Source organism: Kribbella sp. NPDC049227, from assembly GCF_043197265.1.
Classification (GTDB): domain Bacteria; phylum Actinomycetota; class Actinomycetes; order Propionibacteriales; family Kribbellaceae; genus Kribbella.
In genome coordinates this window covers 1327516-1347610 of sequence record NZ_JBICST010000001.1, presented here as the reverse complement: position 1 = coordinate 1347610, position 20095 = coordinate 1327516, and the positions used below count along the sequence as shown (strand labels likewise).

Below are 20095 nucleotides of genomic sequence, written 5' to 3'. Positions count from 1 at the left end.
GAACCGAATACACGCTCGCCCGGTGGCGGTCGGCGCGCCGCGTCCAGTCATGGCCGACGCGCGACGAAGTCCGGCGTTCAGAGCCCGACTGGGGCTCTCGTCGGTCTGAAGTGGGCGAAGACCCGTAGACTCCACGTGGGTGTGGTTACGACGAACCACGGGTCGGCGAAAGTGCGAGCCGAGGAGGCCGAGATGGCCGAGGGACTGTCGGGGACCGAGGCTGGCAAGGAGATCTCGGAACACGCCAAGCACGGCCGGGGCCCTCAGGCCGCCCGGCGGCGCGACCGGATCGTTTCGATCGCGGAGGCGGTTCTCCTCTCGCTCGTAACTCTGGCGGCGGCCTGGTCGGGCTATGCGGCGGCGAAGTGGAACGGCGAGTCCTCCGAGTGGCTGACGGCGGCCTTGGAGGCGAGGACGGACGCGAGCCGGGCGGATCTTGACGCAAGGGAAGACCGGAACTTCGACCTGTCGACCTTCGAAGCCTGGTTCGATGCCTACGTGGCCGGGGACGAGCATGCGATGGGCCTTGCGGCGCGCCGTTTCCGTCCCGATTTCACGGTCGCGTTCGACGCCTGGCGCGCGACAAGTCCTGACACGAACCCGAACGCGCCGCGCGGCCCGACGTACATGCCCCAGTACCGCCAGCCGCGGCTCGCGGAGGCCAAGGCGCTTGACGAGAAGGCGGACGATGCGTTCGCCAGAGGCGCGTCCGCCGACCAAGCGGCCGACAAGTATGTCCGGGCGACCGTGTTCCTTGCCAGCGTGCTCTTTCTCGTGGGTATCAGCGCGCACTTCCCGGTTCGGGGGGCGCGGTATGGGCTCATCGCACTCGGTGCTGTGGTCCTCGCGGCCGCCCTCGTGCAGTTGGCACAGTTGCCCCGCCCGCCCGCGTGACCTGCTGATCTGCGGGGTTCGCTCGGACGGCCCCTATGAGCTGGGGCCGGGGTCGGGCTGCGAGGAGGGGGCCGCGGACTTTCGGTGTTGGAGACCCACTGCGACAGAGGGGAACACGAGCACCGAGAGAACTCCGGCCCCGATGACGCCGGCCTGTGCCCCAGTTGTCATGGTGCCGCTGGACACTCCGACTGCGGTGAGCGCGACGAGCAGTGGGAGGGCGGTGGCGGCGATGAACACCATCTGGACCCGCTCGATCCGGGGCAACTCCCTCCGGTACCAGAACAGCGCCGGCAGGCCACGCACGACGAACATCACCGCAAAGAAGACCACCATCGGCGCCGGGTTGGCGATGATGGCCTCGACGTCGAGGGTCATCCCCGAATAGACGAAGAAGATCGGGATGAAGAAGCCGTACCCCACCGCGTCGAGTTTCGCCTCGAGCAGGTCCACGCGACCGGGTGACCAGCGGCGCAACACCATCCCGGCGACGAAGGCACCCAGCACGTTGTCGAACCCGAGGTCGCTTGCGGCGAGAAGGAGCACGAAGAGCAGCGCGATCGCCAGCCGCAGCGTTGTCTGCGACGTCGAGCCCTCCCCGCGGACGATGATCTGCCCGAGACGCCTGGCCCGGACGCGACCGGGCAGCACCGCGACCACGTACGCGATGACGAGGAACACAACGAGGGCGACAGCCTCGACCACGGAACCCCTGGTGCCGAGGAACAACGCCATCGCGACGATCGGCCCAAGCTCCCCCACCGCGCCGGCGGCGAACACGTAGCGGCCGAACCGACCGCCCAGCATGTCGTTGTCACGCAGGATCGGCAGCAGCGTGCCCAGCGCCGTTGTAGTCAGTGCAATCGCGACCACCACCGGCGAATGCACCAACCCCGCCGCGTACAGCACACCCAGCAGGGCAGCAGCGGCAACCAGGCTCACAAGCCACGACGTGGCGGCCAACCGGCCGGCCCGCTCCCGCAGCAGCGCCGGGTCCAACTCGTAACCGGCGAGCATGAACAAGAAGCCGAGGCCCACCGACGAAAACAACGAGACAGGGTCCGGCTGCGCCCAGCCGGCAACCGAGGGACCAACCAAGATGCCGACCACCAGCAGCAGCACGACCTGCGGCAACCGCAACCGGCCCGGCAGCAGGGCGAGGACGATCGGCGCCAGCGCCGCGATGGCAACGACCACGACAAGCGACCCAAAGCCGGATGGCAAGGTCCCTCCCTTCACCCCCGCAACAGCCGGGCACAACCGGTTGAAGCCCGCGGCCGGTGACTGTCATCAAGACACTAGAGGATGCTCGTTCTGTCCGCGCCGAGACCACCAGCACTCCGTGACCCCAGTGACGATCGTGGCTGGCCGCCAGTTGGTCGATCGCAGCCGTGGGGGTTTGTCGTTCCCGTGGTTCGTGGTGCCGTTACGTGTGGGGCAGTGAGGGGTTGAAGTTGAATCTGATGACTGCGGTGCCTAGGTCGGGGCCCAGGGCTGCCAGCTCGGCCGCGGTTGGTTGGTGACCCGGGGCTGTCTTGATGCCCATCCGCTGGGCGGACCCGCCCGTGTCGAGAGACTTGCGAACGGCTTCGCCCATCTGCTCGGGAGTCATCCGAACGAGCGTGCCGTGCGTTTTGTACTTCCGGCCACGGTACGTCACCGTGACTGGTGCACCGTCTGTGAAGTTGTGACGCCACGGCGCATCGGTGAACGCCGTCGGTACTCCGTCGACCAGGTGGAAGTTCGCCGGCACCCTGATCCTGCGCCCACTGCGTCGACCAGTGAACTCGAGCAGCATGACCCCGTTGATGCGACTGCCCAAGGGAGACGACAGCAACGGTCGCATGACGACATTCATGCCCCTGAGCACCGCGGGCGGAGGGGCTGGAGCCAGCCAAACGTTGCCCTTCGCCTCAGCCATGGGCATGCCCCGTTTCCAATGAGTCGTCTCGACGAAAGTACTGCGCCGAAGTCGCCGGCGCCAGGGTCTGGGGCTGTGGGCAACTTTCGCGCGAGCTGAGCGGAGCGGTGGAATCGCGGTGCGCTGGCGGAGGGTTGGTCGTATCGTCTCGGCCATGTCGGAGCAAACTGCGTCGAGCATCGTGCATGACAACGGGAGGTACTGGGAGGCCTTGGCGCCGTACCGCAAGGGGGAGCCGGTCGAGTCCTTCCAGTCCGGCACGAGCGTGCTCAACGATCACGAGCGGGCTGCGGTCGGCGATGTTCGAGGGCGCCGCGTCCTGCAGTTGGCCTGCTCGGTGGGCGACGAGGCGCTGACGTTCGCTCAGCTGGGTGCACAGGTCACCGCTGTCGACCTTGCGCCGAGCCATCTGGCCACGGGAAGGGCGAAGGCCGAAGCCTTGGGACTGGTCGTGAACTTTCAACAGCAGGACATGATGAACCTGGACGAGGACGTCACTGGCTTCGACCTGGTCTTCATCTCCTGGGGCGGCTTGTGCTGGGCACCCGACATCGACGCTTGGGCACGGCTGGTAGCCCAACGGCTCAATCCCGGCGGGTCGCTGGTCATCAGCGAGCATCATCCGTTGTGGGAGGTGCTGACAGTCGCGGACCAGGGTCAGCTGAGCGTCAGCGGCGACTACTTCAACTCGGGTCGCGACGGGTACGCCGACCCCCTCAAGGCACCGGAGATCACCAGGACGCTGGGAGTTCCGGATCTTCCACACAGGAGCTTTGTCTGGAGCATCGGCAGCGTCGTCAGCGCAGTACTGGCGGCAGGCTTGACGGTTCGGTCGTTGCAGGAGTTCGCCGAAGCGGACATGTATCCCGGTCTCGGTGACGGCGCCGGTCGTATTCCGGCGACCTACCTCCTAACCGCCACCAACGGAAGGACTCAGCTGTGAGCCGCGTCGTCGTGATCAACTTCATCACCTTGGACGGGATCATCCAGGCGCCGCTGAGGGCGGACGAGGATACCGACGGCGGCTTTGCGTACGGTGGCTGGGTCCAGCCGTTCATGGACAAGACCGTAGCCACGTTCATGGCAAGCGCGACCAGCCAGGCGGCCGGCCTGCTGCTCGGCCGGCGTACGTATCAGAACTTCGTCGTGGACTGGGAACAGACCGACGCGACCGACCCGGCGATCGCCGCGATGAACCGGATCCCCAAGTATCTGGTGTCGCGACTCCTACCAGCGCGCCATTCCGACTGATCCAGCACCCGAGCGGTAGCGGGCAGAACGTCACCGACAACAAGCCGCGCGAAGGGGCGAGATCACACCGGTGGGGGGTCTCCGAGGTCCTGCAGGTGCTGGGTTTCGTTCAGTGAAACGACCTGGTGGCTGAAGTGGGAGTCGTTGCGGAAGAGGGTGGTGATGCTGCCTGATTTCAGGGGGAAGAAGGCCCGGTCTGTCGACGTCATGGGCATGCCGATCCAGGCCGCGATCAGATAGCTCGATGCGGAGCCGTGAGACACCACGATCTGGTTCGCGACGGGTCGGCGGAGGATGTCGTCGAGGGCCGGGTACAGGCGTTCGACCAACGCCATTCGTGTCTCCGCACCAGCCGGTCCATCGTGGTGGCCGAGTCGATCGCCGTACTCCGGAAGTGGGATGCGCCGCTCGTTGAGCCACGCCTGGGGACGCCCGTCAGCTTCACCGTTGGACCTCTCGCGAAGCCGAGCATCGGTCTGAACCTCGACGGAGAACCTCCGAGCAATTCGCTCCGCCGCCCGGCTGGCTCGACGCAGATCAGAGGAGTAGACCTCGACCGGCTGGAGTCCGATTCTGCTCGCCAGGACCTCGGCGATCCGTTCGGCCTGCAGGTGCCCACGGGCTGTCAGCTCTGAGTCGTGCCAGCCGCCAACGACACCGTCAACGTGGTGCTGTGCCTCGGGATGCGTGACCAGGTAGATGTGTCTCATCACCCTCCTCAACCCGCCTTTGCAGGCTCAGAGCCTCTCACGAGCCAACACGGCCAGGACCAATCGACCCGTGTACGACCTGGGTCTGAGGTGAGTTCAGGGGATGGCTGGGCTGAAACCCTGATGTGGTGGCTGTCCGAGTCGGGATAGCTTGCTGGCGTGGAGACGTTCGAGGTGAGAATCGCGGGGTTCGCCGGCGTGGACGAGGCGTTGGCGATGCAGGAGACGGTCGCGCGCGTGCAGTGGAGCCGCGAGAAGTCACGCTGACGGATGGTACGCCGGGCCGCTTCGACGAACTCGCCGACCAGTACCGCATCGAGCACACCGCCCGATAGCCAACGGGTGGACCGAACGCGTCGACGACTGGGGAGGGCTGCGTGAGGTACTACTACGGCGAGCATGAGGCGGCCTATCAGCGGCTTCAGCAGGAGGGGATGTCGCAGTGGAGTGATCTGTTTGGGGAGACAGAGACATTCGACGCGTTTCCGAATCGGGGGTTCCTGGAAGGTGTGCTCGCCCGGCTCGAGTTGCCCTCGGCGCGTGAGGCCGAGGTGTTGGAGTACGGCTGTGGGACTGGGCCGGCGGCGTGCTTCTTGGCGGCGCGGGGCTTTCGGGTGGACGCGGTCGACCTGATTCCTGAGGCGATTGCGCTGGCTCGGCGGTTTGCGCAGGAGCGGGGTGTGGAGGTCAGCTTCGGCGTACAGGACATCTGCGCCTTGGTCGATGAGCCGGTCAGCAAGCGGTACGACCTCATCGTTGACAGCTACTGTCTTCAGTCGATCGTTACTGATGCTGACAGAGCTCATGTCTTCGCCGCCGTGCGCGCCCGGCTGAAGGACCAGGGTTACTACCTCGTTTCGACAGCCATGTATGAGCCGGAGCGCAGCTACGAAGGCGGCTTCCGGTACGACGAGGTCACTGGCATCTGCTACCAGGCGTCCAGCGAAGCGGCACATGATGCGGTCGAGATCGACGGAGATTGGTACGTCCCGCACCGGCGCCACCTGTCAGCCACAGCACTGCGAGACGAACTCGAGCGTGCAGGGCTTCGCGTCGTATCGCAGCAAGAGGGGGACGTCGTCTGCACCTGGAAGAGTTGACGGGGGTGGGTCGGGGCCTCAGGCTCAAGGCGGGGACGTTGTCGCCAGGGGGAGGGGCTCGGGATGAGGGTCTGCATCGTGGGGGCTTCGGGGAAGCTCGGGCGGTACATGGTTCAGCATGCGCTGGATCGTGGTTATGAGGTCGTCGGTGTCTGCCGACCGGAGAGTGTGGAGAAGCTCGCGGCGTTCAGCGGGCGGATGACCGTCTTTCCGGGGCGGACGGACGACGCCGCGGTCATCGAGCGCGCGGTCGCCGGCTGCGACGGGGTCCTGGTTGTGCTGGTCCCGCGAGGTGTCCACGGGTACGCCGCCGGGACGGTCCAGGCAGTGCTCGATCATGCGCAACCGGACGCCCGCCTCGTGTTCTCCTGCGGATGGCACATCACGCTCGACGGCCAGGACAAGTACCCGCTGAAGCTCAAGGTGGTCGTGAAGGTGTTCGGTCCGGTCGCGCGCCTGTTCCGCTTCGCTGACCTCGACGATCAGGTCGAGGCGTGCCGGCGAGTGTTCGCCAGCGACACCCGATGGACCGTTGTCCGCGGCAGCGACCTCGAGGAGGGCGACAGCCAGGGACTGCCCGTCTGGAGCCGGCACGTCGGCGACCCTGTGCTGGAGAGCAACCTGACGCGCCGCGTGGACTTCGCACTGTTCATGGTCGATGCGCTCGAGCGAGACGAACTCATCCACGAGGCGCCGGCCATCGTCGGCCGGCAGACCCCCTCGGCCCTCGCCCACGCGGGCAGCCACTAGCTGCGGAGGTCAGTCGGCGACCACCGCCTGGAGTACGTCGACCTTGGCTGCGGAGTGGGCCGGTCCCAGAGCGGCGAGTACGCCGGCCACCGCGGCCAGGACGACGTACAGCGTCACCTGGAAGACGGGGATCGAGATGGCCTCGATGCCCTCGTCCGCGAGGGCCTGGGAGAGCGCCAGACCGAGTCCGATCCCGAGGCCGGCGCCGGCCAGCGCGCCGATCAGGGAGATCACGACCGACTCCCAGCGAACCATCGACCGGACCTGGCCGCGCGTCATGCCTACTGCGCGGAGCAGCCCGAGTTCGCGGGTTCGCTCGAACACCGACAGCACCAGGGTGTTGACGATGCCCAGCAGCGCGATCAGCACCGCCAGTGCCAGCATCACTGTGACGAAGGCGAGCAGTTGGTCGATGAAGCCGCTCGCTTCCTTCTCGAAGCCCTTCCGGTCGAGCACCTTCGCGTCCGGGTGGTCGGCCAGCGCACCGGTGATGGCGTTCTGAACGTCGCCCCTGTCGGCGCCGTCCGTCAGTGTGATCAGGCCGGACGTGGTCAGTTGCTCGCCGGCGGCAGCCGTCTGAGCGGCGATGCTGATGACGTAGTCGTCGCCGATCCAGCCCTTGCTGTCGTAGACACCGACGACATGCAGCACGTGCTTCCCGGTGTCGGCGAACTCCGACGTGATGGCGTCGCCGAGCTTCCAGCCGTGCGAGGTCGCGGCCGACTGGGCCACGATCACGCCATCGGCGCCAAGGCCGGACAGCGCGCCGGCCGACAGCCGCAGATTGAGGCCGTCCGCCGCCGCGGGGTCGATCGCGGAGTACGTGGAGTCCGCACCGTCGAAGCGTGCCTCGCCGAATCCACTGGGCGACACCTGCCGTACGCCGTTCACGCCGGCGACCGCCGCGATGACCTCGGGGCTGAAGCCGGGTGCCTGGGCGCTCGCAGGCGTGACGAACAGTTCCGCGTTGGTCGAGTCGCCGATGATGTCGCTGAAGGACGACTTCAGCGAGGACGCGAACACGCCCATGCTCACGACCAGCGTCAGGCCGATCATCAGTGCGGCTGCGGTCGAGGCGGTACGACGCGGGTTGCGCATCGCGTTCTGCCTGGCCAGTTCGCCGGACAGTCCGCGGAGTCGCAGCGGTATGCCGATCAGCGAAGCGAGCGGCCGCGCAGCGACCGGCAGCAGCGTGATGATGCCGACGAGAATCGCCAGGAGACTCGGGCCGAACGCCTTCATCGTCAGGCCGCCGTACAGGGACGTGAACAGCCCGGCCAGGCCGAGCGCGGTCAGGACGGCTCCGATCACGATGCGCCTCTTCGAGGGGTTGCCGCCGCCGGGCACCGCATCGCGCAGCGCCTCGACAGGCAGCACCTTCGTGGCCCGCATCGCCGGGACGAGTGCCGCCACGACGGTGACGACCGTGCCGACCAGCAGCGACAGCCAGATGGTGCGTGGCTCGACCTGCAATGACGTGCTGGGCAGAGTGAACCCCACGCTGTCCAACAGCAGGTTGAGGCCCTTGGCGACCACGAGCCCGAGGCCGATGCCGAGGGCCGAGGCCAGTACGCCGAGCAGCAGCGCCTCGATGATCAGGCTCCGCGCCACCTGGCGACGGGTCGCACCGATCGCACGCAGCAGGGCGATCTCGCGAGAGCGTTGCGTCACGGTCATCGTGAAGGTGTTCCAGATGATGAACGAGCCGACGAACAACGCGATGCCGGCGAACACCATGAAGAGGATGCGGACGATCCGGAGGTCCTCGTCGATCGCGTCCGCGGACTCCTTCACCACGGTCGCTCCGGTGACTGCCTCCGTGCCGTTTGGCAGGGTCGCGTCGATCCGCTGGACGAGCTCGGCCTGGCTCACGCCGTCGGCCGCGCTGATGTTGATGGTGTCGAAGACGGCGGGAGAACCGAGGACCTGCTGGGCTGTCGTCGGGTCGAAGTACGCCGACGTCGTACCGCCGAGGTTCTTCTCGCCGCCGAAGCCGACGGTGCCGACCACGTTGAACTCCTGTGTCGGCCCCTGGAACAGCACCTTGATCGTCGAGCCGAGCGCGATGTGATGCTCCTCGGCGCTGGTCGCGTCGATCGCGACCTGGTGTGGTGCCGATGGTGCGGTGCCGGTGAGGATCTTGACGTCGCCACGCAAGGTGGTGTCGGCCGGCATGCTGTAGCCCATGGTCGGGGCCCCGCCGCTGGTCAGGACGGCACGACCGGAGTTGTCGGTGAGCAGGGCGTATCCGCTGACGGAACCCTCCGCCGCCCGTACGCCGTCGACGCCGCGGACCTGCTGAAGGACCGAAGCCGGGATGGGTCCGCGGCTGGTGCCGGTGCCTTCGGACTGGGTGTACGCCGCCTCGGCGCGGACGACCGCATCGGTGCCGGCGGAGACCTTGCCGAACAACTGGTCGAACGCCAGGCGCATGGTGTCGGTCAGGACCAGCGTGCCGGCCAGGAACGAGACTCCGAGCGCGATCGATGCCACGGTCAGCACCAGGCGCAGTTTGTGCGCGAGCATGCCGCGCAAGGTTGCGGTGAACATGGCGTCAGCCGCCCAGATGCTTCATGAAATCGAGTACGGCGTCAGCGGTCGGCTCCTCCATCTCGTCGACAACGTGGCCGTCGGCAAGGAAGAGCACCCGATCCGCGTAACTCGCGGCGGTCGGATCGTGGGTCACCATCACGACGGTCTGGCCGAGTTCCTTGACCGCGGTCCGCAGGAAGCCGAGAAGTTCGGTGCCAGAAGTCGAGTCGAGGGCGCCGGTCGGTTCGTCGGCGAAGATGATCTGCGGCCGGGACGCGAGGGCCCGCGCGGCGGCCACTCGTTGCTGCTGGCCACCGGACAGCTCGGTGGGGCGGTGGTCGAGCCGATCGGCGAGTCCGAGCTTGTCGACGATCGACTGCACCCAGGCCGTGTCGGGCTTGCGGCCGGCGATGCGGATCGGGAGCACGATGTTCTCGGCCGCGGTCATCGTCGGCAGCAGGTTGAACGACTGGAAGACGAAGCCGATCTGGTCGCGCCGCAACAGCGTGAGCGCCTTGTCGTTGAGGGCGGTGATCAGTGTGTCGCCGACGTACACCTCGCCCGACGACGGCCGGTCGAGGCCGGCGAGCATGTGCAGCAGGGTCGACTTGCCGGACCCCGACGGCCCCATGATGGCGGTGAATCGGCCGGCTTCGAGCTCGACGGTGACGTCCTTGAGCGCGGCGACGGCTGCGTCGCCGGTGCCGTAGAACTTGCTGATACCTTCGGCCCGAGCGGCTGTCGCCCGAACGGTGGTGCTGGTCGTGATGGCCATATTTCCCCCTGAGTACGGATGCGCCTGCAGGTCAGGCGCGGCTGTGACTGTGTCGCAGCTCGGCCTCGACCTCGAGGTGGTCCAGAACGTTGCCGAGCGTGCGGTCCAGCGTCTTCGTCAATGACTTGCGCAACAGTCGCGGCAGCACGCCGCTGAACGTCGTACCTTCCTCGATGCCGCCGGCAACGAGGCGGCCGAGGTGTTGGTGGGATCTTGCATGTCGTTCGCCTCGGTTCGGTCAGCCGCAGTACGCCCTGAGGAGGACGGTGCGCATGGCTTGGGTGATGGGGTGGTCGTGCGGGAGGTTGTCCATGTTGACGACCACGACGACCTGGCGGCTGCCGTCCTCGCTGCTCCAGGCCGCGGTCATGTAGCCGGGGATCTCCGAGTCGTGGCCCCAGGCGTCACCGCACGGGAACGTCTCTCGGAGTAGGCCGAGACCCCAGCCGCCACCAGGGATGCCCGAGTCGATGGACCCTGGCGGATCGGTGGCAACCGCGTCGATGGTCTGCATGGCCCGCAGCTGGGCGGGTTTGAGCAAGTGGCCGCGCAGCAGCGCGCGATAGAAGCGGGTGACGTCCTCAGGGTTGGACAGGATTGCTCCGGCGGCGCCGAGCAGCGTGGGGCTGAGCGACGTGAAGTCGACCGGATCCGGTCCGCCGATGATCCAGTAGCCGTGGACATAGGAGCCGGGGATCGCCGACGTGGTCGGGTAGCTGGTGTGGTCGAGGCCGAGTGGCTTGAAGATGCGACGGCGCAGTTCGGTGCCGAACGAGTTGCCGGTGGCCGCCTCGACGATCATCGCGAGCAGGAGAGTGTTGGTGTTCGAGTAGTTCCAGCCCGTTCCCGGTGCGTAGAGCGGACCGTGTTCGGCCGCGATCCGGACGCCCTCGCGGGGATCGAAGATCAGGGTCAGGTCGCCACCTTCGAAGTACGGCGCAAAGACCCGTTCGTCCTGTGCGTAGTCGTAGATTCCGCTGGTGTGGTTGAGCAGTTGGCGGATGGTGATGCCCGCCCCGTTGGGGAAGACACCTGGGAGCCACTTCTCGACGGAGTCGTTGAGCTTGAGCACCCGATCGCCGACCAGTTGGAGGACCACGGTGGCGGTGAAGGTCTTGGTCACGCCACCGATCCGCGATCGGTCGGCGACCCGGATCGGCGTCAGCGGCGCGAGGTTGCCGTACCCGCTGGAGTAGCGATACGTGCGATCACCGACTCGCACGTACGCGACCGCGCCCGGCGCGCCGGCCGCGACGACCTGATCGAGCGCGGCCTGAACTCCGCGGGGCTGACTGGTCGAGGACCGTGCCGGTGCCGAGGACGACGCCGAGACGACCGGTGCTGTGGCCAGGCTCGCGGCGGTGGCGAGTGCGATGACCGCTACCCACCGGCCACGGCGCGACCGGACAGACTTGTCCGCTGAGGACGACATGAAGGGACTCCTTACGTTGGATGTCCGCGTGCCCGCGATCCCGTCGCCAGGCCACGGTCGAGGGCCAGCCGGCGGTACAGCGCGCCGGCTGGCGGTGATCCCGGCTAGGGCGCCGGGACCTGGCCCGGTGCGGGCTGCACCGGCGTGCGGACGGTACGTCGGGTTGCGACGGTCACCGCGATGAGCACGATTCCGAGCATCAGCAGTACGCCGCCCACGACGAGCGTGGCGATGGCGATGGGCAGGACGATCGGCAGGGTGCCACCGACGCTGACGTCGGCGTCGACACCCGGTGACCCGTCGGCGTTCATCACGACGACCGACCAGTTGCCGTCAGCAACGTCCCAGCCGAGCGTGCGCGGGCCGGTCCCGCTGTCGGAGGCGACCCAGAAGGTCTGCGTGCTGGGATCGGCCGCGGGTGCGCCGCCTTGGTGCGGAACGTAGCTGACCTTGAACGGGTCGACGTCGATGTCCGAGACCTCCGACCGGCCGACGCCGTCGAGATACTTGGCAACCTCGCCGGCCGGGCCGATGCCGATGAACAGCGGTGTCTCCGCGTTGCTCGACTCGATCCTGATCCGTACGTCGCCGAGCAGGTCGTCGGCGTAGAGCTCGTCGGGGCCGGTGAGACTGACATCGAGTGACGGCGCGGTCAACGCGTAGGTGTCGGTGGTGATGCGTTCGGGGCCCGCGGTGTGATAGCCCTCCGCATCGCGTTGACTGTGCGCCCACAGTCCGATGCCGCCGCCGACCAGCAGGCCGCCGCCGAGCAGGATGAGCAGGCTGCCGAGGATCACCCATACCGTGCGCCAGGCGCTCCAGGAACGGCGTACCGGTGCAGGACTCGGGACAGGCGTGGACGGGGTCGTGGTCATGAGACGACCTCGCTCGCGCCGGGCGTTCTGATCATCCAGATGCCGAGCCAGATCATGGCCAGCCCGAGCACGATCCCGAACGGCGGCAGCAACGACTGGAAGCCGACCAGTCCGCCGATCACGATGGCGACGCAGATGGCGCGCGGGAAGACGCCGGCCCGGAAACTCGCGAGGCCGAACAGCGCCCAGCCGATCGCGAACAGCAGGTAGCTCGACACGGCGCCGATCACGATCATGCCGGCCGGATCGGCGTCGAGAACCTCAGGTGCGATGTCGGCCACGTAGGTGACGTAGAACGTCTCGAACCACAGGTCGCCGCCGAGGAACATCGTGCCCACCAACGCTCCGAACAGCCCGACGACGCCGAAGCGGCCGGCCTTGTGTGCCTGCCAGGTGTACGCCGCGACCGCGGCGAGCACCAGCAGACAGAAGGCCAGGAAGTACACGACGCCGCTGACCCGGTAGACCGAGTTGGTCGACGTACCGACGTGGTCGTCGCGATCGACGATCGGGAAGATCACCACCTCGACCACGACCATCAACACCCCGGCGGCCAACGCGAGCGGCCCGGCCAGGCGGGTGAGCGGTGCGCGGGATGCGGTGCGACCGCCGCTTGATTGTTGCGTCTGCGATGCGCCCAGTTTCGTCATGCTGGACTGCCCCCTCGGCGAGTGGGACCGGCGTTCCCCCACCAGGTCCCCAGAACGAATGGACCTCCGGTGGTCCGCCCCGTTCCCCGACTGCCAAAGGTGAGACCCGGTGACCGGGTCTTTTTGTACTCTGTACATAATATGGACGGCGTACAGAAAGATGTCAACAGCGGAGGTTCTCGTCGATGACGACACCGACGGGCCGGCGGACGGGCCGGCCGCGCGCGGTCACGGAGCAGGCGATCCTCGACGCCGCCCTGTGGCAGTTGGACGCTGCGGGCGCGGCCGGGGTCTCGATCCGGGGTATCGCTGCTCAGGTGGGCATCGCACCCAACGCCGTGTACACGTACTACCCCAGCAAGGCCGCGGTGCTACGGGCTCTGGTCGAGCGGTTCCTGGGCGACGTCAACCACGACCGGTTCGTCGACCGGGACCAGCCCTGGCGGCAGCGCGTCGAGGCGCTCGCGCTCGAGCTCCGAACGCACCTCGTCGCACACCGCGGCGCCGTTCAGCTTCTCCTCGGCGGACCCATGGACGGCCCGAACGCTCTGACCTTGCGCGAGTCCCTCAGTGAGGTCCTCGCCGACGGTGGCTCGTCTCCGGATGACGCCGCCCGCGCGTCGTACGTGATCCTCGTCTACATCTTCGGCGCCATCGCTCTCGAGGTCGCCGAGCTCGACCAGCGCCGCATCCCTCCGACCGAACGCGACCGCGTCTCCACCCGGCGCGCCGTACTCGACACCATCTCCGCCGAGGTCTATCCCCGCACCACCGAAACGGCCGGCACCATCTCGAAAGACTTCACCACCGAGCAGTTCCTCTGGGGCCTGACGCGCATCCTCAACGGTCTTCAGACGTGACCCCGAGGGGTCTCACGAACTGCCGGCAGGAGTAGACGCGGCCGAACTCCTTCCGCAGGGCGTCCTCGTGGTCGGTCCAGGCATGGAAGAAGCCCGATCGCGGCATCAGGTCCGTGCGCGGACCGAAGGCTCGGCCGGCCTCGTCCGGATCGGATGCGTAGACGTGGAGATACCGCATCCGTTGCTCGAAGCCCTGCGACCGGTACCAGGCCAGGGTGCCCTCGTCGTCGCGCGTCCAGGCGTCGACCTGGGTTGCTCCACGGGCTTGCAGCCGGCCGCAGATCTCGTCGAGAAGTCCTTGCGCCACGCCCATCCGGCGGTGGTCAGGGTGCACCGCGATCGTCTCGATGGTCGCCTCCTGACCGGTCACGCTCGCGTCCACCAGCCCGATGAGCTCGTCACCGGCGACCGCCACCAGTTGGAGGCCGGCCTCACGCTGCGGCTTGGCTGTCGCGACGTCGTCGTAGTACGTCGTGTCGAGGAAAGCCAGAACGCGGCAGCGCAGCCACGGCGTCTCGTCGGCGGGCGCATAGTCCCGCACGGTCCACTTCGTCATACCTGTGATTGTCAGGGAGTGGCGTCCAGGACGGCCTGCATGGTGTCGAGGGCGACCGGGAGAGAGATGTGTTCGTGGGTGATCAGCCACTGGGTGTCTGTGCGTTCGAGGCAGACGGTGGAGCGGAGCCAGAGGCTGCGGCTCGGTGATCCGTCGGCCTGCATCGCACCGGTGTCCAGGTGGAACATGTGGGCGATCGCCACGTTCTCGCTGGCCGCGATCTTGAGCTGGTGCGTCTCCAGGCCGATCGGTCCGTCGTACTCGTCGAACCAGCGAAGGAAGTTCTTCCGTACCGCGTCGGATCCGGAGAAATGCAGCGGCGGGACGACATCGAAGTAGATGATGTCGGGGGAGTAGAGCGACATCAGTTGCTCGATGTCCTTGTCCCGGCAAGCCTGCTCACGGCTCTCCAGCAGAGCGCCAACCTCATGCTCGGCGTTACTCATGACTAGTGCGTTCCTCTCGTCCAGATTCGTCGTCGGTACTACGACGAGACGAACCCCCGGAGTGTGAGGGTGGTTCGCATGACTGATCTCAGGGAGAGGGCGGACGCGCGACTGCGCACGGGGTACGAGGTCGTGCATGAGCTGGATCTGCTCGGACGGTGGAGCCGGTACGGCGACGTGGAGGGCGGATCACGTACCTCGACGCGCGGGACCGGCATGAGCGGGTAGGGCGGGCTGCTCAGGCTTGAACGATGGCGAAATGGGACCAGCCCCACTGGCCGTCGTCGGCAGGAGTGAAGTTCCAGACCAGCCGTTCGCCGGTCTGCAGGAAGTGGCTGGACGGTACGGCGAGCGGAGGATACGGGACCTGCCGGAGCAGCCGTACGGCGGCCTCGACGGGGAACCACCGCACGTCGGTGATGTACCCGTCGGGATCGTCGATGCAGAACGACGGATCGCCCACCGAGACCACGTAGTTCCACGACTGTGTCTCCGCCTCGCCGTCAATCGTCGAGATCGTCCGCCACACCAGCTGGAGTGCATCCTCGTCCACCCGGAGCCCGGTCTCCTCCCGCAGTTCGCGCACCGCACCACCAGCCGGCGTCTCGCCCTCCTCCACGGCGCCACTCGGCAGATTCCAGTACTCCGCGTCCCACGCGTCGTACTGCTCCCGCACCAACGCCACCTGCCCGTCGTACCTCGCGATCACGCCGCAGTACCTTCGCACCGGACTACCTTGACTGGTCTTCTGGAGAACTCCAAAGTTCCGGAAGGGGAGTGTCCGGAATCGGGCTTACGGTGACGGCATGACCTTGATTCCGTGGGAACCGCCGTTGGCGGGCACTGAGGTTGAGCACTTGGTCGGGGCGCTCGAGCGGTTGCGTACGACGTTCCGGTTCAAGGCGGACGAGTTGGACGCGGCCGGGATGCAGGCTCGGATCGGTGCGTCCACGCTGACGATCGGTGGGTTGCTGAAGCACCTGGCCGCGAACGAGGACTACATGTTCAAGGTGAAGTTCCGGGGCGAGCCGATGGGGGAGCCGTGGACCGTGAACGGGTGGAGTGACGACAACGACTGGGAGTTGAACTCCGCCGTCGACGACACGCCTGAGGAGCTGTACGCGTGGTGGGACGGCGCGGTCGAGCGGTCCCGGGCGATGCTGCAGGCGGCGATCGCCGATGGTGGGCTCGACCAGCCTGCGCACATCACCTGGCCGGACGGGCGGCACCCCAGCCTTCGCCGCCTGGTCTGCGACCTGGTCGAGGAGTACGGGCGTCACACCGGCCACGCCGACCTCATCCGCGAATCCATCGACGGGCGGGTCGGCGAGGACCCGCCCGAGGGCTGGCGCCCCGTCGGCGCCAAGGCCTCGCAACCTGCCTGATGCTCACTTGATCCGCTGCAGGATCCCATCCGGAGTGACCGCGACCGTGGTCGTGCCGTGGTCGACTGTGAGGTTGATCAGCATCCGCGATCCCTGCCACGACGTGGTGTAGCTGACCGGTGCGTTGGAGCGCGTCGGCACGATGACCGACAGGATCGACGCGCTCCGCCCGGACCGCGTGAACTTGACCACCGGCGCCGGCTTGCGCTTGTCGATGGTCAGGAAGTGCCAGCCCTGGATCGGATCGGTCTCGCCGGTCGCGACCTGGATCGGCGTCGCGTCCTGCTGGAACGGGATCTGCAGCAGCGTGGTCTTGGTCCGGTCGCCCGGCGCCAGTGCGACGGCCTGCGTGCCGTGCACTGACACCTTCTGGTCCGACGGCAGACGCCACAACGTCTGGTAGTCCTCATTGGACGACGACGTACCGCGGTCGAGCACGACCATCAGGTCCGGGTCCTTAAGTACCAGCACGCTCCGCTGCCGGGCGATGCCGTTGCCCAGCGAGTCGCTCAGTGCGTAGAACTCCGAGGTCTTCCCGATCGACGAGCGCTCCAGGTTTGTCGCGGGTCGCGCCGAGTCAGTCCCCAGCACCGTCATTCCGGTTTCGGCGAACTCGCTCTTCGCCCAGACCCGCCAGTCGTCGTTCTTGTAGCCGGCGTGCCCACCGTCTACGAGGATGTCGCGGCCGCGCGACGTGTACGTGATCGACGTATGGTCGTCGTGCCCGTGCACCGCCCGCGCCGGCCCGAACCGGATGCTGTACGTCGACTCCTGCGTGAACGGCCTGGTCTCGCCCCACCCGGTGCGGCCGAAGATGTACCCGGCGTCGAAGATCCCGATCCGCTGGGTCGGCCGGATCCCGCGGGTCCCGAGACTGCCGGCGTACTCCAGGGCTCCGGTTCCGGGGAACGGGTAGGTCTTGACCACCTCGGTGTCGCCGATCTGGTGCAGGCGGCCGAGTGAGTTGGTGCTGAGCGCGAGCCACTTCGCGAGTTCGAGCCGGCGCGCCTTGATCGTCGTACCCGGGTCGACGCCACACTGCTGCAGTACGTCGACCTGGTTCAGTGATGGTGTCGCCACGGCCGGCGGCGGGGCCGCGGCCGTGCGTGTGGGTGTTCGCGCCCCTGCCCGGTCAACGCCGGAAGATCCCGGAAACGTCGCGTGGTAGAGGGTGTGCGGGTTCCTACCCGAGCTTCGCCGTCATCTGTCCCCCAAGGTGAATGCATCGCCTGTGTGTTTGATGGTTCGGCCCACACAAAAGGTTGTCCGGATCCCCTACTTCGGTTCCCGGAATGCCCGGAAGGGCAGGATTCAGCGGCCCTTGATCGCCCGCAGGATCAGCGAGTTGCGGGCGTCCTGGCCGACCGGCTCGGTGGTGTGCACACCGTCGCGCAGGTACGTCGCGGGCCCGCTCGGCTGTGTGGCGAGGTACTCGGCCCACCGCACGATCTTCAGATTCGGGTGGCGCGCAGCGGCCTGGTCCAGTTGCTGGTTGATCCAGGCGCTGTTCCGCTCGTCGGCGGCCCGGACGGTGGCCGACTTCTTGAAGCGGCCGGCGTGCACGTTCACCCAGTACACGGTCCGCACCGGGCCGACGATCTCCATCGTGCGCTCGACCTGCGCCGCGAAGGCGGGCGGGTCGAAGATGTCGTTGGTACCGACCGCCATCACGATCCGGCCGGGCAGGCCGTAGTGGTGTGACCACTCCGCCAGCGCGTCGACCGCGGCGGAGGCCGGCTCACCCGACCAGTCGTGGCTGGCGATCGGGTCGCCGGTCTGTGCCGTCACCATGCGCTCGAGGGCCGCACCGTCCTGGACCGAGATGCTGTCGCCGAACATGAAGATCCCGTTGAACATCAGCGCGTCGCGGATCTGGTCCTCGGAGGCGATCCGTCGGGCCAGGTTCTGCCACGAGCCCAGCTTCCCCGACCCGTAGTCGTCCTGGGCCGGCGCGGGAGCGGCCGGCTCCCCGCCGATCGACGGCTCGGACGGAGTACCGGCGGAGGGGTCGGGCGCGATGACGTTGCTGATCGCGGTGCTCGGACGCGGGGGCTCCAGCAGAACCAGCAGGCCGCCGATAAGGGTCAGGACCGCAAGCGTCACCGTGATGGCGATGATCGGGTCGATGACATGCTCACGCAGCCGGCGTCGCTGACTCAACAGCCCTCACTCCCCCAGAACTCTCGGCGCACTGACCCCTCTACATCCTTCAATGTCGTGAACCCGGCACAACGTTGCAGGATCCGCGGGCGCCGTACCCGAACAGAGACTAGACAAGCCGGCCAAGCACCCTCTCCGCGGTCCCGCCCACAACGCACCCCCGACACCCAAAAGATGTCCCGCCGCCCCAAAAAGTTGCCGCCACACCCCCGCGTGATCCGTTCTCGGTTGTCGAGTCGTGGATTTGGGTCGGGCGTTGCGGGGTTTCGCTGCGGAGATCCACGACTCGGCGGCTGCCTGGGAGTCGGGTGTGCCTCAGTGCTTGAGGGTGAAGCCCTCGCTGGTCAGGCGGGCGCGGAGGTCCTTGACCTCGGCGGGAGGACGCTGGCGCGGCGGGGCGTCGCGGTCTTTCGGGTCCTTCTTCTTTCGCCTGAACCACTTCATGGGTCGAGCATGACGGACGAACCGGGCGAACGGTAGGTTCTCGAGGGTGGAAGCCGACAGGTTGCGACGGATCGAGCGGGACCGGTTGACGTGGCTGGTGGACCGCAGGGTCGCCGAGGCCGCCGCCGTGCACGCCGACGACTTCGTCATCGTGACGCCGAGCGGGCTCTCGTGGACCAAAGCGGAGTACCTGGGCGGGATCGAGTCCGGCGAGATCGACTACCGCCGCTTCGAGCCGATCACCGAGATCGACGTGATGCTCGACGGTGATGTCGCCGTACTGCGGTATCGCTCCGCGATCGAGATCTCCGTCGGCGGCCGCGAACCCGGCGACCTCGAGGCCTGGCATCTCGACTGCTATCGCCGTACGCCGGACGGCTGGCAGCTCCGCTGGTCGCAGGCCACAGCGATCACGTGATCCAGCGGTACACCCCGGACCGAGGTGTACCCGACGGGACGGCTGAGGTCAGGACGCGCGTTCGGCCTCGCTGCGTTCGATGCAGAATTCGTTGCGCTCGGGGTCGAGCATGGTGACCCAGCCGCGGCCGTCGGGCAGGCGGTGGTCCTCGTGGATGCTGGCGCCGAGGCTGAGCAGGCGCTCGACCTCCTCGTCACGGGTCCGCTCGGTCGGCACCCAGTCGATGTGCACGCGGTTCTTCACCGACTTGGCCTCGGGAACGGCGATGAACAGCAGGTCCGGGACCGGCGCAGGCGCGTCGACCAGGACCTCGTCGTCGCCCGGCTCGTCGCCCTCGCCCAGCGGCCAGCCGGTGACGGTGCACCAGAACTGCGCGAGCTCGTACGGGTTCGCACAGTCGATCGTGATGTGTCGCAGGATCATGCGCTGACCCTAACCGCCATCCGGCCTCGCGGACTGTCGGCGGCGGGGTCTACTGTGCGGGCAAAGAGCGGTATTCGCAGGGGGAAGGGGAGATTTCCAATGGCGTCTCGACTCAATCCGTATATCCAGTTCGAGAGCAGCGCACGGGAGGCGATGGAGTTCTACCAGAGCGTGTTCGGGGGCGAGGTGCAGTCGAACACGTTCGCCGAGTTCGGCGCGGGCCACGGACCGGACGACGACAACAAACTCATGCACAGCCAGCTGGAGACGCCGAGCGGGTTCACCCTGATGGCGGCCGACACCCCGCAGGGGATGCCGTACAACCCGGGCGAGAACATGGCGATCAGCCTGAGCGGTGACGACGGCGACGAGCTGCGTGGCTACTACGCGAAGCTGTCCGAGGGCGGCAAGGTGACGGTCCCGCTGGAGAAGCAGATGTGGGGCGACGAGTTCGGCATGGTCACCGACAAGTTCGGCGTCAGCTGGATGGTGAACGTCGCCGGCAGCTGATCC

At 67.3% G+C, this 20095-nt stretch carries 25 protein-coding genes; 10 read left to right on the top strand and 15 right to left on the bottom strand.

The features are described from left to right. Nucleotides 1–192 precede the first annotated feature (192 nt). Nucleotides 193–894, top strand: coding sequence for a hypothetical protein (locus tag ACGFH6_RS06745; protein WP_393381121.1), 702 nt, complete (start codon nucleotides 193–195; stop codon nucleotides 892–894). 33 nt (nucleotides 895–927) lie between these two features. Here ACGFH6_RS06745 and ACGFH6_RS06740 read toward each other — a convergent pair whose 3' ends face one another. Together ACGFH6_RS06740 and ACGFH6_RS06735 are read right to left on the bottom strand one after the other, a co-directional pair. After that, nucleotides 928–2118 (bottom strand): cation:proton antiporter, encoded by a 1191-nt coding sequence (locus ACGFH6_RS06740; protein WP_393381119.1) that lies wholly within the window; start codon nucleotides 2116–2118, stop codon nucleotides 928–930. 202 nt (nucleotides 2119–2320) lie between these two features. After that, entirely contained in the window at nucleotides 2321–2752 is a 432-nt protein-coding gene (locus ACGFH6_RS06735; RefSeq protein WP_393381118.1) for a hypothetical protein, read from the bottom strand. 217 nt (nucleotides 2753–2969) lie between these two features. Between ACGFH6_RS06735 and ACGFH6_RS06730 the strand changes: the two genes are divergently transcribed. Then, nucleotides 2970–3758, top strand: coding sequence for a class I SAM-dependent methyltransferase (locus ACGFH6_RS06730; protein WP_393381116.1), 789 nt, complete (start codon nucleotides 2970–2972; stop codon nucleotides 3756–3758). Further along, nucleotides 3755–4066: a hypothetical protein gene (locus ACGFH6_RS06725; protein ID WP_393381114.1), complete on the top strand. Its 312-nt coding sequence runs from the start codon at nucleotides 3755–3757 to the stop codon at nucleotides 4064–4066. The genes ACGFH6_RS06730 and ACGFH6_RS06725 overlap by 4 nt, the downstream gene beginning before the upstream one ends. Before the next feature lie 62 nt (nucleotides 4067–4128). Here ACGFH6_RS06725 and ACGFH6_RS06720 read toward each other — a convergent pair whose 3' ends face one another. Next, entirely contained in the window at nucleotides 4129–4776 is a 648-nt protein-coding gene (locus tag ACGFH6_RS06720; protein ID WP_393381113.1) for a histidine phosphatase family protein, read from the bottom strand. A gap of 377 nt (nucleotides 4777–5153) precedes the next feature. On the opposite strand from ACGFH6_RS06720, the gene ACGFH6_RS06715 reads away from it, so the two are divergent. Together ACGFH6_RS06715 and ACGFH6_RS06710 are read left to right on the top strand one after the other, a co-directional pair. Beyond that, nucleotides 5154–5876: a class I SAM-dependent methyltransferase gene (locus tag ACGFH6_RS06715; RefSeq protein ID WP_393381111.1), complete on the top strand. Its 723-nt coding sequence runs from the start codon at nucleotides 5154–5156 to the stop codon at nucleotides 5874–5876. Between the two features lie 78 nt (nucleotides 5877–5954). Continuing rightward, nucleotides 5955–6626 (top strand): NAD(P)-dependent oxidoreductase, encoded by a 672-nt coding sequence (locus ACGFH6_RS06710; protein ID WP_393381109.1) that lies wholly within the window; start codon nucleotides 5955–5957, stop codon nucleotides 6624–6626. A gap of 9 nt (nucleotides 6627–6635) precedes the next feature. On the opposite strand, the gene ACGFH6_RS06705 is transcribed toward ACGFH6_RS06710, so the two are convergent. The 5 genes from ACGFH6_RS06705 to ACGFH6_RS06685 form a co-directional block, all read right to left on the bottom strand. Beyond that, complete coding sequence (locus ACGFH6_RS06705; RefSeq protein WP_393381108.1) at nucleotides 6636–9176, bottom strand: ABC transporter permease; 2541 nt, start codon at nucleotides 9174–9176, stop codon at nucleotides 6636–6638. Nucleotides 9177–9180: 4 nt separating this feature from the next. After that, the gene (locus tag ACGFH6_RS06700; protein WP_393381106.1) at nucleotides 9181–9933 is read right to left on the bottom strand and encodes an ABC transporter ATP-binding protein; all 753 of its coding nucleotides are present in this window, start codon (nucleotides 9931–9933) and stop codon (nucleotides 9181–9183) included. A gap of 238 nt (nucleotides 9934–10171) precedes the next feature. Continuing rightward, nucleotides 10172–11365: a serine hydrolase domain-containing protein gene (locus ACGFH6_RS06695; RefSeq protein ID WP_393381104.1), complete on the bottom strand. Its 1194-nt coding sequence runs from the start codon at nucleotides 11363–11365 to the stop codon at nucleotides 10172–10174. A 104-nt stretch (nucleotides 11366–11469) separates the two neighbouring features. After that, on the bottom strand, nucleotides 11470–12240 hold the full coding sequence (locus ACGFH6_RS06690; protein ID WP_393381103.1) for a hypothetical protein: 771 nt from the start codon (nucleotides 12238–12240) through the stop codon (nucleotides 11470–11472). Then, nucleotides 12237–12890 (bottom strand): hypothetical protein, encoded by a 654-nt coding sequence (locus ACGFH6_RS06685; protein WP_393381101.1) that lies wholly within the window; start codon nucleotides 12888–12890, stop codon nucleotides 12237–12239. Before ACGFH6_RS06685 ends, ACGFH6_RS06690 begins: the two co-directional genes overlap by 4 nt. Nucleotides 12891–13075: 185 nt before the next feature. Between ACGFH6_RS06685 and ACGFH6_RS06680 the strand changes: the two genes are divergently transcribed. Next, entirely contained in the window at nucleotides 13076–13750 is a 675-nt protein-coding gene (locus ACGFH6_RS06680; RefSeq protein ID WP_393381099.1) for a TetR/AcrR family transcriptional regulator, read from the top strand. Here the strand turns inward: ACGFH6_RS06680 and ACGFH6_RS06675 are convergent. Both ACGFH6_RS06675 and ACGFH6_RS06670 read right to left on the bottom strand, forming a co-directional pair. Beyond that, nucleotides 13731–14306: a GNAT family N-acetyltransferase gene (locus tag ACGFH6_RS06675; protein WP_393381097.1), complete on the bottom strand. Its 576-nt coding sequence runs from the start codon at nucleotides 14304–14306 to the stop codon at nucleotides 13731–13733. The genes ACGFH6_RS06680 and ACGFH6_RS06675 overlap by 20 nt on opposite strands. 11 nt (nucleotides 14307–14317) lie before the next feature. Continuing rightward, nucleotides 14318–14752 (bottom strand): YybH family protein, encoded by a 435-nt coding sequence (locus ACGFH6_RS06670; protein WP_393381095.1) that lies wholly within the window; start codon nucleotides 14750–14752, stop codon nucleotides 14318–14320. A gap of 78 nt (nucleotides 14753–14830) precedes the next feature. Between ACGFH6_RS06670 and ACGFH6_RS06665 the strand changes: the two genes are divergently transcribed. Next, a complete protein-coding gene (locus tag ACGFH6_RS06665; RefSeq protein ID WP_393381093.1) occupies nucleotides 14831–14980 on the top strand; it encodes a hypothetical protein in 150 nt (49 codons plus the stop codon). A 10-nt stretch (nucleotides 14981–14990) separates the two neighbouring features. Here the strand turns inward: ACGFH6_RS06665 and ACGFH6_RS06660 are convergent, their stop codons facing one another. Then, nucleotides 14991–15479 carry an NUDIX hydrolase gene (locus tag ACGFH6_RS06660; protein ID WP_393381092.1) on the bottom strand — a complete coding sequence of 163 codons (489 nt, stop codon included), beginning with the start codon at nucleotides 15477–15479 and terminating at the stop codon, nucleotides 14991–14993. Nucleotides 15480–15558: 79 nt separating this feature from the next. On the opposite strand from ACGFH6_RS06660, the gene ACGFH6_RS06655 reads away from it, so the two are divergent. Then, nucleotides 15559–16137 (top strand): DUF664 domain-containing protein, encoded by a 579-nt coding sequence (locus tag ACGFH6_RS06655; RefSeq protein WP_393381090.1) that lies wholly within the window; start codon nucleotides 15559–15561, stop codon nucleotides 16135–16137. Nucleotides 16138–16140: 3 nt separating this feature from the next. Here ACGFH6_RS06655 and ACGFH6_RS06650 read toward each other — a convergent pair whose 3' ends face one another. The 3 genes from ACGFH6_RS06650 to ACGFH6_RS06640 form a co-directional block, all read right to left on the bottom strand. After that, entirely contained in the window at nucleotides 16141–17217 is a 1077-nt protein-coding gene (locus tag ACGFH6_RS06650) for a heparinase II/III family protein (protein ID WP_393381089.1), read from the bottom strand. Between the two features lie 231 nt (nucleotides 17218–17448). After that, on the bottom strand, nucleotides 17449–18297 hold the full coding sequence (locus ACGFH6_RS06645; protein WP_393381087.1) for a hypothetical protein: 849 nt from the start codon (nucleotides 18295–18297) through the stop codon (nucleotides 17449–17451). 315 nt (nucleotides 18298–18612) lie between these two features. Further along, nucleotides 18613–18741, bottom strand: a complete 129-nt coding sequence (locus ACGFH6_RS06640) for a hypothetical protein (protein WP_393381086.1) — start codon at nucleotides 18739–18741, stop codon at nucleotides 18613–18615. A 46-nt stretch (nucleotides 18742–18787) separates the two neighbouring features. Here ACGFH6_RS06640 and ACGFH6_RS06635 point away from each other — a divergent pair, with 46 nt between their 5' ends. Then, nucleotides 18788–19159: a nuclear transport factor 2 family protein gene (locus ACGFH6_RS06635; RefSeq protein ID WP_393381084.1), complete on the top strand. Its 372-nt coding sequence runs from the start codon at nucleotides 18788–18790 to the stop codon at nucleotides 19157–19159. A 48-nt stretch (nucleotides 19160–19207) separates the two neighbouring features. Here the strand turns inward: ACGFH6_RS06635 and ACGFH6_RS06630 are convergent, their stop codons facing one another. Then, nucleotides 19208–19582 carry a VOC family protein gene (locus ACGFH6_RS06630; protein ID WP_393381083.1) on the bottom strand — a complete coding sequence of 125 codons (375 nt, stop codon included), beginning with the start codon at nucleotides 19580–19582 and terminating at the stop codon, nucleotides 19208–19210. Nucleotides 19583–19681: 99 nt separating this feature from the next. On the opposite strand from ACGFH6_RS06630, the gene ACGFH6_RS06625 reads away from it, so the two are divergent. Next, nucleotides 19682–20092, top strand: a complete 411-nt coding sequence (locus ACGFH6_RS06625; RefSeq protein ID WP_393381081.1) for a VOC family protein — start codon at nucleotides 19682–19684, stop codon at nucleotides 20090–20092. Nucleotides 20093–20095: the final 3 nt, after the last annotated feature.